The organism is Gordonia tangerina, assembly GCF_021556435.1.
In the GTDB taxonomy this organism is placed as follows: Bacteria; Actinomycetota; Actinomycetes; order Mycobacteriales; family Mycobacteriaceae; genus Gordonia; species Gordonia tangerina.
Map to the genome: position 1 here is coordinate 17,185 of NZ_JAKGCU010000019.1, position 14,572 is coordinate 31,756.

Here is a 14,572-nt window from a genome sequence, read left to right on the forward strand (position 1 = left end):
CATGAAGGTGCACAAGGGTGACACCGTGATCGTCATCTCGGGCAAGGACAAGGGCGCCAAGGGCAAGGTCATCCAGGCCTTCCCGCAGGAGCAGCGAGTTCTGGTCGAGGGCGTCAACCGCATCAAGAAGCACACCGCCGCCTCGGCCAACGAGCGTGGCGCATCCTCCGGCGGCATCGTGACCCAGGAGGCCCCGATCCACGTGTCGAACGTGATGGTCGTGGACTCCGACGGAAACCCGACCCGCGTGGGCTACCGCGTGGACGAGGAGTCCGGCAAGAAGGTCCGTATTTCCCGCAAGAACGGGAAGGACATCTGATCATGACTTCTACTGAAACCAAGACCCAGCCGCGCCTGAAGACTCGCTACCGCGAGGAGATCAAGGACGCGCTCAACACCGAGTTCGACTACGCCAACGTCATGCAGATCCCCGGCGTGGTCAAGGTCGTCGTGAACATGGGTGTCGGCGACGCCGCCCGCGACGCCAAGCTGATCAACGGTGCCGTCGAGGACCTCGCGCTGATCACCGGTCAGCGCCCGGAGATCCGGCGCGCCCGCAAGTCCATCGCGCAGTTCAAGCTGCGTGAGGGCATGCCGATCGGTGCCCGCGCCACGCTGCGCGGCGACCGGATGTGGGAGTTCCTGGACCGTCTCGTGTCCATCGCACTGCCGCGTATCCGCGACTTCCGCGGACTCTCCGATCGCCAGTTCGACGGCAACGGCAACTACACGTTCGGCCTCAACGAGCAGTCGATGTTCCACGAGATCAACATCGACAAGATCGACCGGCCGCGCGGTATGGACATCACCGTCGTGACCACGGCGACCAACGACGAGGAAGGCCGCGCGCTGCTGCGTCACCTGGGCTTCCCGTTCAAAGACAACTCCGTGAAGGAGAACTGACATGGCAAAGAAGGCTCTGGTCAACAAGGCCAACAAGAAGCCCAAGTTCGCCGTGCGGGCCTACACCCGGTGCAACAAGTGCGGTCGTCCGCACTCGGTGTTCCGCAAGTTCGGTCTGTGCCGCGTGTGCCTGCGCGACATGGCGCACGCCGGCGAGCTCCCGGGCGTGCAGAAGTCCAGCTGGTAACTCCCGATCCCGTAGTACCAACCGGCGCTACACGCCGGTAACTACTACGGATTCGAAGGGTTTGGCGATCGGCCCCACCTCCACGACGGAGGTGGGGCCGATCGTGCTACCCGGCAGTGGGTTTCCGTCGCCGGCGTTCCTTCCGGTTGGGACCGTAGCTGCGCGAGATGACTCGCGGTCCGGTGATCGGGACCGCTGGATCGGACAGAACGCCCTTCACCGGTTGATGCTCCGGCTCGAGCGCGTACGCCTCATCCCAAGGGAAGTGACCCCAGTCGTCGGGCCAGATCACCTGCAGGGCGGGCGCGTCGGGGAACAGGACGTTGCTCACGCACATGTCGTCCTTGTCGATGAGTTCGACGAGGCGTAGCGGCACATCCAGTGCGGCGACACAGATCTCGGTGCCGGCCTGCACGAGTTCGGTCCAGTCGCACCGATGCAGCAGGTCCCCGAGTTCGTTGATCACCGCGCCGGAGGTTGCGGCGTCTAGGCCGTAGACGATCAGCTCGGGGATCGAATGCAGCGTTAGGCCGGTGGAATAGGCGAAGGCGCAGTCGGGTACCTCGCATTCCTCCGCGCACTCGGCGCACAACTCCGAGACCGCGGTCACCGACCACCCGTGTGCTCGAATGCGATGGATCGTGTCCTGGACGAGCGGCTCGGGATGCCATCGCGGCAACCCCCGGATCGCGGCGGCGTGGTCGGACATGTTCGCTCCTTTGTTCGAAGGTGCGGTCCAGTAGACCAGGCGGGTCCGACAGGTTCATCCGGCTCCAAGCGGCCGAAGGAGACGAGCGATCGGCGCAGCGCGGATCAGCTTGCCGATCGCTGCGCGATCCCAACCACCTCGTCCTCGGTAGGCGGACTCGGCGGGTGATGACTCAAGCAGAGCGGGGTCGTCACCTTGGTGAACCCGGCGCCCTCGCGCGCGACGTAGAACACGCCGGTGCTCAGGCGGCCGACGTCGCCGATCGAACTGCCCTTCGCGCGGGCGATCTCCTGTGCGGTCGCGATCTGCACAGGTGCGTTGAGCATGCCGAAGAACTGCGTGGCGGAATTGCCGGGGATCTTGGCGTTGAGACCCTTGGGTGCCTGCGTCGCGAACACCAGGCCGAGTCCGTACTTGCGTGCCTGCGACACCAACGCCAACGTGCTCTGCAGGCAGGCGGTGCCACGGTCGGCGGGCGCATAGTTCTGCGCTTCGTCCATCACGAAGAGTCCGCCGAGCGGCCGCCCCTCGGCTGGGTGCTTCTTGATCCACGCGAACAGCGCCATCTGCAGTTCGTTGACGAAGTTCTGTCTCTTGTCATCGCTGGCCAATGCCGAGAGGTTGATCACCGAGACGCGGGCGCGATACCCGGGAGACGGCGTGAGCAGGACCGCGGGGTTCGCGGGCGCTCCGGTGCCGCCGAAGAGCGGGTCGTATGCGCGTGCGGCCTTGAGGTTCTCGGCCATCTCGGCGGCATAGCGGCGCGCCTCCCGCAGTCCGCTGACGTCGTCGGGCAGGTCCGTCAGCAGATCGATGAACTCGACGATCCCGCCGGACTGCCGTCGACCGAAATAGCGCAGAGAGTCCATCAACACGGCCCGTGACTGCGTGGCCTTGGCGGTCTTGCCGCCGACCATCGCCCGGGGGATGAGTCCGGCCGTCGCCGCTTCCACGGCCGCCTCGAACTCGTCCGCGTCGTCGGCGACCTCACTCAGATCCGGGAGCGGGCGAAAGCTCAACGGACGGCCCGACGAACGGCCCGGGGTGAACACGGCGACCTCGGTCCCGGCGATGTAGTCGGCGGCCTTGTCGCGTTCCGCGTCGTCGGCCCACGTGCGCTCGTCGTGCGGCCATGCCGAGCCGAGCCGTGACAGATCGTTGTTCACGTCCAACACGATCGACGAGACACCCTGCAGCGCACATTCTTCGACGATCCGTCGGATCAGGACGGTCTTGCCGGAACCGGACCCGGCGAAGATCGCGGTGTGTTTGCGCAGGGCCTCGAGCGCGATGGTGACCGGACGTCCGGACCCGACCTCTGCACCCATGGTGATCGTCCCGGCGTCGGCATCGCCACTGATGATCGGCGCGGGTGGCCGTGCGGCGGCGCCGAGCACGACACTCGTGGCCGACTCACTGAGCGCGGACACCGCGTAACGGTCGCCGCTGCGATCGGGCGTGACGGCGGAGCGGCCCCGTGGCCGTTCGTGTCGTGCCGGCTGGTCGGTCCGGACGAGGTCGTCGACCGTTGCGGCAGGCGGGACGGCGCGCGCGGCGGGCTCGAGGATCTCCGCGATGAAGCCGACTCGCGCGGCGGGGTTTCGGCGGGCGGTCCATTCGCTGAGAAATTCCGAACGCTCCGAACGTATCCGCGCGAGTGCGGTGAGGACCGTGATGTCGTCGTCGGTCCAGGCGACGACCCGTCCACCCCGCTGGTGGAGTTCGGTGACAATCTGCGCGGTCTTGGCCCCCGACGGCCAGGGGCCGCGGCGGAGGATGACCAGGGTGCGTGCGGCGCTGCCGAGTGACAGCCCGGCGGCGGTCGTCGCGTTGGCGAGACGGGCCTGCACCGAGCGTGGGTGCGTGGCCGAGACGGCCCGGAAGCTCCACGATTCCTCGGCATCGGTCTCGGGATCGAGAATCCGCGTGATCCGTCCGTGGAGCACGGCTTTGGGACTGGGCTTGGGGTCCTGGCGGAAGGCGTCACCGGTGTCGCCGAGTGCCTCGATCCAGGAGGCGAACCCGGCCTGCAACAGAGCCGGCACGGTCTGATCCTCCGACTCCGGCGTCAGGGCGAGGGAGGGATCGGCCGCCGCGAGCAGCTCCGCGAAGCGCTGATCGAGTTGTGCCAGTTCCGGTCTTTCGTTGTCGGTGGGTACCGGCTCGACCGGCGTGTCGGTTGTCAACGACGCCATCTCGCGGAAGGCGTCGGCGCGCAGGCATGCCCCGATGTGCCGGTCGACGGTCCGCATCAGTTCCCGCGGGGTGAAGTCGACGGACGCCGACAGTGCGGCGTCCGAGACCGGCCAGGTGGGATACGGCGCGATGAAGTCCGCCTCGGCGAAGCACGGCGCGAACCGCTTGGCCAGCAACGCCCGACCGAAGTCGGCAGATGGCGGACGCTGCAGTCGTGGTGGCTGGCGGAACCGGTCCATCGCCGACGCCATGACATTGGCCTCGAGATACTCCCACGCTGCGGTGATCGAGGAGACCACGGCCGCCGTCCGGCTCATCGTCTCGCGGATGGACATCAGGCCGTGAGCCACCTTCTCGACCGAGTTCTCGTCGTGTCGGTTCTCTGATTTGGCCGCCTCGATCAGCGTGTCGATCTGGTCGATGGCCAGCACCGTCGCATTGTCGAAAGCGATGATGCGCGAGATGTTCTCGACGATCTCCTGGTAGCCCAGGCGTGCGTTGCGGATTCCCCACTCCGCGAGCTCCTCGCTGTCGTCGACGTCGAGGTGCAGGAACGCCTCGCCGAGATCCTTGGTCGCGAAGTCGTCGGCCTCGGTCAGCACCAGCGCGCGCAAGATGTGCTGAGACCGTCGGCGGTGCCGCGAGTGCGTGGTGTAGACGGCGGTCACGTACCGATCCAGGATGTCTGGGGTCACCGACGTCTCGCCGGTCACCGCCGCCAGGTCGTCGGGTTCGACGCCGGTGGCCGTGCCGAGTCGGTCGAGCAGCTGGGCGAGTTGGGAGCGGTGCGTCGGGGTGGGCCGGCTGAGGTCCTCCAACATGGCAACCAACACCGAACGCCAGAAGTCCTCACCATCGAGCAGCTTCACCAGGAAGAAGTACCCGCCTCCCGCCTGGACGCGTTCGCGCACCTGACCGAGCAGATGTGTCTTCCCGGCGCCTGCGGGACCCCGCACGGCGACACCGAGTGGGCTCGTCCCCTTGCTGCGCTGCGCGTCGACGAAGGCGCGCATGATGTCGTCGACGGTGGACTCGTGCAGGCCGGGGACATGCAAGGGAGCCTGGGCTCCCCAGACGTCGTCCGGGGTGGCGGCCCAGTCGAGACGTATCGATTCCAACGCCTGCCGGGTGCGTTCATCCATCATCACAGCTCCTCGATGGCAAAGAGATGACACTCCTGGGTGCCGACGACCACCGCGGCGTCGCGGTCGGCTCTACTGAGCAGTGCCCGGTCTTCTTGCGGAATCAGACTCACCCCCGGACTGCGCTGGAGGTTCACCAACGCGTCGTCGACGGTGTCGGCGGCCTCGTCGGACAGGGCAGTACGCAGCGCCGCCACCGCCACCCATGCGCCCGGACGTGGCGCGAGATCGTGGTAGGCCGATCGGATTCGGCTCTCGATGCCGATCGTCGCGGATCGGTCGGACCCGGATGGCTCGGTGTCGGGCTGTTCGGTGATGGGCTGTTCGGCCGGACGGAACACCTCGTGCAGCCGCAGATCTTCGGTATCGAGGTAGCGGCCGATGGCAGCCATCACCGCGTACAGGGCCCGGATCGGGGGTTGTGATCGGTGGGGCGGATCGGCTGCGAGTTCCCGGCTGCACCACGCCCATCCACGGTCGGTGAGCGCATGCACGTAGCTGTTGCGCGGTCCGCGGACCGACTCGATGAGGCCCAGGTCGTTGAGCGTCTCGCGGCTCCTGCGGGTGAGTTCTGGGGCCAGGCGGCGCAGCTCCGGGTTGGGTACTTCCCGTGCCTGGGACAACAAGACGAACAGCACCGCGCTCTGCGACGGTGTCAGCGAGGCGTGATCCAACGTCAGTGACTCCTCGTCGGTCGCGAAGCCAGATGGTCTGCCGACACGGCGTCACTGATCTGCGCGGCACGGCGCGGTGGTGTACGCGCGCGTCGAGCGCGGCTCGGGTCGACGGACATCGCCGCGGGTAGGCCATCGATCATCGGCGGACGATCTCGGCGGTGATCGCGGGAAGTGGCCGATGGCGGGAAGCGACAGTCATCGAGAGAAATATATCGGTCGGCGCCACCGTGGGCTCGGCGATGTCCCGCCGTCGTCGGCCGGCGCCGCGATTTCGGGTGTCGCGACGCGCTATGTCGCGTGCTCGCGGACCGGCCCCCGTTTGATTCCCAACAGCGTGAACACCGCGGCGCCGGTCGCGAAGACCACGAGCAATGCGAGGCCGACCGTGTAGCTGTGCTCCTCGGCGTTGTAGGTCGCGCCCATCACCATCGGCGGGAAGAAGCCGCCCAGGCCGCCCGCGGCGCCGACGATGCCGGTGACAGATCCCACTCGTTCGGTCGGGGCGGATTGCGCGACCCAGGTGAACACCGATCCCGACCCGAGTCCCATGCAGACCGCCATCAGCACGAAGTCGAGGCCCGCCAGGAACTCCAGCGGAGGCTCGGTGATCATCCAGATCGCCAGCACCGCAGCACCGGCGCAGGAGATGAAGGTGATCAGCTTGGGTCCGAACCGGTCGGACAGTACGCCTCCGATGGGTCGTGCGATGACAGCTGCGACCGCGAATCCCGCGGTGCGGGTGCCGGCCGCCTGCAGGTCGAAGTCGTAGATGTCCTTGAGATAGGTGGGCAGATAGGTGGAGAAGGCGACGAAACCACCGAAGGTCGCTGCGTAAAGGAATGACATCTGCCAGGTGATGGGGAGTTTCGCAGCGGCGATGAGTTTCGGTGTCACGGCCGCGCGATTGGGCTGCCAGGCGGGCGAATCGTGCATGAACATCCACACGATCACCGCCACCACGACCAGTCCCGCCGCGACGATCACGTGGGTGGTGACGTAGCCGAACCAACTGACGAAGCGCGGCGTGAAGAACGCCGACAACGCGGTCCCGCCCATACCGGCGCCGAAGATACCGGTGGCGAAACCGCGCTTGGACGGTTGATACCAGGCGTTCACGAACGGGATGCCGACCGCGAACGTGGTGCCGGAGATACCGAGGAAGAAGCCGACGACGAGCATCATCGGATAGGACCCGACCTCGCCGGCGACTGCGACCAACACCACGAAGGGTGCGGTCGCGATCAGCAGAACGGGGAACATCAACCGGCCGCCGTATCGGTCGGTGAGTGCGCCGGTGAGGATGCGCCCCACCGAACCGACGATGATCGGGATCGCGACCAACACCGACTTCTGGGTCGACGACAGGTGCAGGACCTCGGCATAGCGCACACCGAGCGGAGCGATGAGATTCCATGCCCAGAAGCTGATGCAGAAGGCAAGCGTCGCGAGGGCGAGGTTGAGGGTCTGACCCGACCGGAGATCTGCCGGGGTCGACGTGGCGGTGGTCATCGCTGGCGATCCTTTGTTCCGACGGGCGCCCAACCGGGCCGGTACGAGCGACTGCCGGGCGACTGCGCGACATCCCGGCTGCGGTAGACGATGTAGGGTCGGAACAGATAGTGCACCGGCGCGGTGAAGGCGTGGACGAGCCGGGTGAAAGGCACCATCGCGAACACCAACATCCCGACGAGCACGTGGATGTGGAAGCGCAGCGGTGCGGCGGCCATCGCATCCACATCGGGTTGCAGCACAAAGATCGACCGGAACCACGGCGACACGGTCTCGCGATAATTGACGCCCTCGGCGTCGGGCAGAGTGCCGATGAGGGTGATGTAGACGCCCAGAACCAGTGCGCCCGTGAGGACCACGTACATCAACTTGTCATTGGCCGTGGTGGCCATGAAGACCGGCCCGGTACGCCGTCGGCGGTAGATCAGAATCGCGATTCCACCCAAGGTCGCGACCCCCGCGATCAGGCCGAAGCCGGCGGCGACGACGTGATAGAGGTGCTCGGAGACCCCGATCGCCTCCGTCCACGACTCGGGGATTACCAAACCCATCGCGTGGCCGATGATCACCACGAGAATGCCGAAGTGGAACAGCGGTGACCCGATCCGGAGCAGCCGGGACTCGTAGAGCTCGGAGGATCGGGTGGTCCAGCCGAACTTGTCGTAGCGGTACCGCCAAATGGTGCCGCCGATCAGCAGCAGCAGCGTCACGTACGGTAGGACTCCCCAGAGCGCCACGTTCATTGGTTCGCCTGTGATCTCGACATCGGTTGGGTGCCGACGGCCGTTGGGGTGAGCGGTAGCAGACGTGGATCGAACGGGGCCAACCCCACCGTTTCGACGGGTGCGGACGCATCTCGCATCGCCATCACCGCGTCGCGTTCGGTTGGCGAGACGCCCGGCAGGGTTGCGCACACGGCGCCGATGACGTCGGCATAGGGAGTCTGCCGCTCTTCCAGTGCCAGACGCAGCAACTCAAGGGCCCGGCGATGCTCGACGAGGAGTTGGGTGCCGGCATACCGATCGCGGGCGGTGAACTCCAGCACGATGGGCAGATGATCGGGCAATTCTCCGCGCAGGTCGACCAACAAGCCGCTGTCGCGGTAGCGCTGTTTGAATTCGCTGAGCACCGAGCCGCGCCGGCGGGTGTCCCCGGCAGACCAGTACGACAGGTAGAGGGTGTGTCGACGAGAGAGGTCGAAGATCTCGATGTAGTGCTGCCGCAGCGTCATTGGATCGGTGTCGCGAAGGTGGGTGACGAACGAGCGAAGCGGGGCGACTGACTGGTCGGTGGCGGGTTGTTCGGCGAGTGCGGCGTCGAGAAGTGGGACCAGCGCCAGCGTGTCGTCATCGGGATAGCTCAGGCACACCGAGGCCGCCTGGGCGATGACGGCGGGGTCGGCGGTCCGCGACCGGCGCCACCTCATGTGCGTTCCGATCGTCGCGGGAACAGGCCGTCGGGGGCTCCGTTGCCGTCCCAGTTGAGCAGGTTGGTGCGGCCGGCCAACGAGTCGGAGCCCGCAGCGGTGTCGGTGGTCTGACGTTGCCGCAGGGCATGGAACGTCTCCACCGACACCGGTGCCGGGCGCCCGCTGGCCTCCCCGAACGCCGACGAGTCGAACATGCCGGGCCCGTCGTCGTAGTCGAGGGAGCAGCCCATCTCTTCGAGGTCGTGCGCCTGTTCGAGGTGCGCGGTCGGGATGACGTAGCGTTCGTCGTATTTGGCGATCGCCATCAGCCGGTACATGCGGTACATCTCTTCTTCGGTCATGCCGACTGCGGCCGGAATCGACGCGTCGAGCTCGCGGCCCAGCGTCACATTACGCATGTACGCCCGCATCGCAGCCAGGCGGCGCAGCACGTTCTCGATCACCGAACTGTCGCCGGCGGTGAACAATTCGGCGAGATAGTCCACCGGGATGCGCAAGGCGTCGATGGCCCCGAACAGGTTGCGGTGACTCTCGCCGTCGTGGCCCTGATCGGTGAGCAGATCGACGATCGGCGACAGCGGCGGAACGTACCAGACCATCGGCATGGTGCGGTATTCCGGATGTAGGGGCAATGCGACGCGGTACTTCTTGGCCAGTGCGTACACCGGTGACCGACGGGCGGCGTCGAGCCAGTCGTCCGGGATGCCCTGTACACGTGCTGCTGTGATGACCTCGGGATCTTCCGGGTCGAGCAAGAGGTCCAGCTGGGCCTGGTAAAGGTCCTGTTCGTCGGAGGTCGATGCCGCGTCGGTGACGGCGTCAGCGTCGTAGAGAAACAGGCCCAGGTAACGCAACCGCCCGACGCACGTCTCTGAGCACACGGTGGGTAGCCCCACCTCGACCCGCGGATAGCAGAAGGTGCACTTCTCGGCCTTGCCGGACTTGTGGTTGAAATAGATCTTCTTGTAGGGGCAACCAGTGATGCACTGTCGCCAGCCGCGGCATCGGTCCTGGTCGACGAGAACGATGCCATCCTCGGACCGTTTGTAGATCGCGCCCGACGGACACGACGCCATACACGACGGGTTGAGGCAGTGCTCGCAGATCCGCGGCAGGTAGAACATGAAGGTCTGTTCGAAGCTCAACTTGATCGCGTCTTCGGATTCGCGGCGCAGCTTGGCCACGATCGGGTCGAGTCGACCCATTTCCGGTGCGCCACCGAGGTTGTCGTCCCAATTGGCCGACCACGTCACCTTGGTGTCCTCGCCGGTGATCAGCGACTTCGGGCGCGCGACCGGGAAATCGTCGCCGAGCGGGGCGTCGACGAGGGTCTGATAGTCGTAGGTCCACGGCTCGTAATAGTCGTCCAGGGTGGGCTGCACCGGGCTGGCGAACAGCGTGAGGAGCTTCTGCAACCTTCCACCCGTGCGGAGCCGCAGGCGGCCCCGCTTGTTCAGCTTCCATCCGCCGCGCCACTGGTCCTGGTCCTCGTAGCGCCGCGGATAACCCTGTCCCGGCCGGGTTTCGACGTTGTTGAACCAGACGTACTCGGTGCCGGCCCGGTTGGTCCAGGCCTGCTTACACGTGACCGAGCAGGTATGGCAGCCAATGCATTTGTCCAGGTTCATCACCATGCCCATCTGGGCCATCACGCGCATCAGTACGTCACCTCCTGGTTGCGTTTGCGGATCGTGGCGACCATGTCGCGCTGATTGCCGGTGGGGCCGAGATAGTTGAAGGCATACGACAACTGCGCGTAGCCGCCGATCAGGTGGGACGGCTTCACCAGCAGGCGGGTGGTCGAATTGTGAATGCCGCCGCGGCGGCCGGTGGCCTCCGACTTCGGGACGTCGATGGTGCGTTCCTGGGCGTGGTGGACATAGCAGACACCTGCAGGCATGCGGTGGCTGACAATGGCCCGGCAGACCACCACGCCGTTGGCGTTGACGCATTCGATCCAGTCGTTGTCGCAGACGTCGATGGCTGCGGCGTCCTGCGGGCTGAGCCATGCGGTCGGTCCGCCGCGGGACAGCGACAGCATGAACAGGTTGTCCTGGTACTCGGAGTGGATGGACCACTTGGAATGTGGCGTGAGGTAGCGCACCGTGATCTGCCGGCCGCCATCGGGACCCAGCTTGGGTTCGCCGAACAGCAGGTGCATGTCCAGCGGTGGGCGGTAGATGGGCAGCGACTCGCCGATGTCGATCATCCAGTCGTGATCGAGGTAGAAGTGCATGCGCCCGGTGAGGGTGTGGAACGGTTTGAGCCGTTCGATGTTCACGGTGAACGGGGCATAGCGTCGGCCACCGGTCTCCGATCCGGACCATTCCGGCGAGGTGATCACCGGCACCGGCGCCTGCTGGGTGTCGGCGAACCGGATTCGCTTCTCCTCGGACCCGCGTGCAAGATCGTCGAGTGGCATCCCGACGCGCTGTTGGAGCTTGCCAAAGCCGTTGACGGCCAGTTCGCCGTTGGTGGTGCCCGACAGGGTGAGGATGGCCTCGGCGAGTTTGGCGTCGGTGTCGATCGCGGGTCGGGAGTCGCCGGCACCGCCGAGCATGACCCCGTTGGCCTCGGCCAGTCTGGCGGTCTGTGCGGCGAGGTCGTAGGTGATGTTCTTGACCGTGAAGCCCGTCGAGTCGGCCAGGGGCCCGATGGTGGCCAACTTGTCGGCGATGGCGGTGTAGTCGCGTTCGACCACGCTGAAAACCGGCGTGTTGTGCCCCGGTTGGGCAGGCGCATCACTGCGCACCCAATCCCGAACCCGGCCATGGGGTTGCGCCGTCTCGCCGGGTGTGTCGTGTTGCAACGGCACGCTCACCAGGTCGCTGCGCACGCCGAGGTGTATGCGAGCGAGGTCGGAAAGTTTTCGCGCGAGCAGATGGAACATCTCGAAGTCGGTCTTGGCCTCCCACGGCGGATCGATCGCCGGGGTGAAAGCGTGCACGAACGGATGCATATCCGTCGAGGACAGATCGTGTTTCTCGTACCACGTCGCGGCCGGGAACACCACGTCGGAGAGCAACGTCGTCGACGTCATCCGGAAATCCGCTGAGACCAACAGGTCGAGCTTGCCCTCGGGTGCGTCGTCGTGCCAGGCGACGTCGCGCGGTCGTGGGGTGTTGGGGTTCTCGGTACCCAGGACGTTGTGGTGTGTGCCCAGCAGGTGACGCAGGAAGTACTCGTTGCCCTTCGCCGATGATCCCATCAGATTCGAGCGCCACAGAACCAATGTGCGGGGCCAGTTCTCGGGGGCGTCCACATCGGCGATCGACGGTGTGAGAGCGCCCGACGTCAGCTCTTGGGTGACGTAGCTGCCCACGTCGTCGGCGTCGCCCGCCGCGACGGCTGCGTCGGCGGCCTCGGCCACCTCGAGCGGGTTGGCCGAGAACTGCGGGTAGAACGGCATCCAGCCCAGGCGTGCGGACTGGGCGATCGCATCGGCGGTGTGTTGGTCGCCAAGAACCCCACGTGCCAGGGGAGAGGCCAGCGAAGCGGTGGAGTAGCCGTCGTTGCGCCATTGGTCGGTATGCATGTACCAGAACGAGGTTCCGGTCATGGTGCGTGGTGGTCGGGTCCAGTCCAGCGCGTTCGCCAGCGAGATCCACCCGGTGATCGGTCGGCACTTCTCCTGACCCACGTAGTGGGCCCAGCCGCCGCCGTTGCGGCCCATACACCCAGTGAGGATCAGCAACGACAGGATCGCCCGGTAGGTGGCGTCGCCGTGAAACCACTGGCAGATCCCGGCACCCATGATGATCATCGACCGACCGTCGGATTCGTCGGCGTTGGTGGCGAATTCGCGGGCGATCCGGATCGCCGACTCGGCCGGCACACTGGTGATCTCGGCCTGCCAGGCCGGGGTGTAGGGGATGGTGGTGTCGTCGTAACCGCTCGGCCAGTCGCCGGGCAGCCCGTCACGGGCAACGCCGTACTGGGCCAACATCAGGTCGAACACGGTGGTGACCAGGTGCCCACCGACACGGCGGGTGGGCACGCCGCGACGTAGCACCGTCCCGCTGCCGTCGGGCGAGTCGAACGCCGGGAAGCCCACCATCACGGGTTCGGCGGATGCGCCGTGCAGACTCAATGCGGGGCGGACACCGCCGAGATCGAGGTTCCAGTTGCCCATGCCGGAATCGGCGTAGCGAAAACCCATGGAACCGTTGGGGACCACGGGTTGCCCGGTGTTCTCGTCCAACAGTACGGTCTTCCACACGTCTTCGTCGGGAGACGCGGCGAGGTCGAGTTCGTCGGCGGTGACGAACTTTCCGGGCACATACGATCCGTCGTCGTGCTCGTCGAGGTGGATCAGGAACGGCAGGTCGGTGTAGGTGCGTACGTAATCATCGAAAAACGGTGTGCGGCGCCGTACGAAATACTCGGTCAGAATTACATGTCCCATTGCCATCGCCAGCGCCGCGTCCGTGCCGGCCTGCGCGGGCAGCCATTCGTCGGCGAACTTCGTGTTGTCGGCGTAATCGGGACTCACGGTGACGACCTTGGTGCCGCGGTAGCGGACCTCGGCCATCCAATGGGCGTCCGGGGTGCGGGTGACGGGGACGTTGGAACCCCACATCAGCAGGTAGGTCGCATCCCACCAGTCGCCCGATTCGGGAACGTCGGTCTGGTCGCCGAACACCTGTGGGCTGGCGACCGGCAGATCGGCATACCAATCGTAGAACGACGTCATCACGCCGCCGATCAACTGGATGAACCGGGTTCCGACGCAGTGCGACACCATCGACATCGCTGGAATGGGGGAGAAGCCGGTACACCGGTCTGGTCCATGGGTCTTGATGGTGTGGACGTGGGCGGCGGCCGCGATCTCGATCGCCTCGTCCCACGAGACCCGGATTAGTCCACCCTTGCCGCGAGCGCGTTGATAGGAGCGGCGGCGCAACGGATCGTCGACGACATCGGCCCAGGCGAGTACCGGATCACCCAGGCGTGCCTTGGCTTCCCGGAACATCTCCACGAGAACTCCGCGGGCATAAGGGTAGCGGACGCGGGTGGGTGAGTAGGTGTACCAGGAGAAAGCCGCCCCTCGCGGGCATCCGCGGGGTTCGTACTCGGGACGGTCGGGACCTACGGACGGGTAGTCGGTTTCCTGGGTTTCCCAGGTGATGATGCCGTCTTTGACGTAGACCTTCCACGAACACGATCCGGTGCAATTGACCCCGTGGGTGGAACGCACCACCTTGTCGTGGCTCCAGCGGTCGCGGTAGAACACGTCACCGTCGCGACCGCCGCGACGGAACACCGCGCGACCGTCGTCAGACTCGTCCCACCGGGTGAAGAATCTGCCGATGTCCAGCAGAGCCTTCGCCGCTTCACCGTCAACCCCCGCTGACCGGCCCATAAGCCGTAACCATACGAGCTCATGCCCGTCGATTGGTGAAATGCGGGAAATCAGTTGATGAACCGCTGTTGCTCACAACCGCGCACGTGGTCGGTGAGGTTCGGCGTCTGGTGTGCCCGAGGTGGATGTCAGCTGGTCGCCACTGTGAGTAGGACGGCCGAATCCTGTTGTGCCACCAAGCCGTGGCGTTCGTCTGGGATGGCCAACAGATCGCCGTCGATGCCCTCCCATTTCTCGGTCGCGGTGCTCAGCGTGACGTGTCCGCGCAAGATCTGCAGACTCGCCTCTCCCGGACTCTCGTGATCGGCCATCCGGTTCCCGGCAACAAGGGCGATGACCGTCTGGCGCAGGCGATGATCGGCACTGCCGTAGAGGGTCTGGGCAGCCCGGCCGCTGCTGGCGGAATGCGCGGTGGTGAGCAGTCGGTCGACGAGTTCGGGCAGGCGGGTGGCATCCAT

12 protein-coding genes are annotated in these 14,572 nt (G+C 66.0%); 3 read left to right on the forward strand and 9 right to left on the reverse strand.

The features are described 5' to 3' along the window. The first annotated feature begins 1 nt into the window (after position 1). The 3 genes from rplX to L1892_RS17730 are packed head-to-tail and all read left to right on the forward strand — an operon-like array spanning position 2 to position 1,090. A complete protein-coding gene (rplX, locus tag L1892_RS17720; RefSeq protein ID WP_235724966.1) occupies positions 2-319 on the forward strand; it encodes a 50S ribosomal protein L24 in 318 nt (105 codons plus the stop codon). Positions 320-321: 2 nt separating this feature from the next. Next, the gene (rplE, locus tag L1892_RS17725; protein WP_235724967.1) at positions 322-903 is read left to right on the forward strand and encodes a 50S ribosomal protein L5; all 582 of its coding nucleotides are present in this window, start codon (positions 322-324) and stop codon (positions 901-903) included. Between the two features lies 1 nt (position 904). Further along, positions 905-1,090 (forward strand): type Z 30S ribosomal protein S14, encoded by a 186-nt coding sequence (locus L1892_RS17730; RefSeq protein ID WP_160900647.1) that lies wholly within the window; start codon positions 905-907, stop codon positions 1,088-1,090. Between the two features lie 106 nt (positions 1,091-1,196). Here the strand turns inward: L1892_RS17730 and L1892_RS17735 are convergent, their stop codons facing one another. The 9 genes from L1892_RS17735 to L1892_RS17775 all read right to left on the reverse strand — a co-directional run bounded on the left by L1892_RS17735 (position 1,197) and on the right by L1892_RS17775 (position 14,572). Further along, a complete protein-coding gene (locus L1892_RS17735) occupies positions 1,197-1,799 on the reverse strand; it encodes a DUF4262 domain-containing protein (protein ID WP_235724968.1) in 603 nt (200 codons plus the stop codon). Positions 1,800-1,903: 104 nt separating this feature from the next. Continuing rightward, entirely contained in the window at positions 1,904-5,137 is a 3,234-nt protein-coding gene (locus L1892_RS17740) for a helicase HerA domain-containing protein (protein WP_235725041.1), read from the reverse strand. 2 nt (positions 5,138-5,139) lie between these two features. Further along, positions 5,140-5,811: a MarR family transcriptional regulator gene (locus L1892_RS17745; protein WP_235724969.1), complete on the reverse strand. Its 672-nt coding sequence runs from the start codon at positions 5,809-5,811 to the stop codon at positions 5,140-5,142. 291 nt (positions 5,812-6,102) lie between these two features. Then, on the reverse strand, positions 6,103-7,323 hold the full coding sequence (locus L1892_RS17750) for an MFS transporter (protein WP_235724970.1): 1,221 nt from the start codon (positions 7,321-7,323) through the stop codon (positions 6,103-6,105). Continuing rightward, positions 7,320-8,066, reverse strand: a complete 747-nt coding sequence (gene narI / locus L1892_RS17755; protein WP_235724971.1) for a respiratory nitrate reductase subunit gamma — start codon at positions 8,064-8,066, stop codon at positions 7,320-7,322. Before narI ends, L1892_RS17750 begins: the two co-directional genes overlap by 4 nt. Further along, positions 8,063-8,749: a nitrate reductase molybdenum cofactor assembly chaperone gene (gene narJ / locus L1892_RS17760; protein ID WP_235724972.1), complete on the reverse strand. Its 687-nt coding sequence runs from the start codon at positions 8,747-8,749 to the stop codon at positions 8,063-8,065. The genes narI and narJ overlap by 4 nt, the downstream gene beginning before the upstream one ends. Next, on the reverse strand, positions 8,746-10,410 hold the full coding sequence (gene narH, locus L1892_RS17765; RefSeq protein WP_235724973.1) for a nitrate reductase subunit beta: 1,665 nt from the start codon (positions 10,408-10,410) through the stop codon (positions 8,746-8,748). Before narH ends, narJ begins: the two co-directional genes overlap by 4 nt. Next, the gene (locus L1892_RS17770; protein ID WP_235724974.1) at positions 10,410-14,114 is read right to left on the reverse strand and encodes a nitrate reductase subunit alpha; all 3,705 of its coding nucleotides are present in this window, start codon (positions 14,112-14,114) and stop codon (positions 10,410-10,412) included. The genes narH and L1892_RS17770 overlap by 1 nt, the downstream gene beginning before the upstream one ends. Positions 14,115-14,242: 128 nt before the next feature. Then, on the reverse strand, positions 14,243-14,572 hold the full coding sequence (locus L1892_RS17775; protein ID WP_235724975.1) for a cupin domain-containing protein: 330 nt from the start codon (positions 14,570-14,572) through the stop codon (positions 14,243-14,245).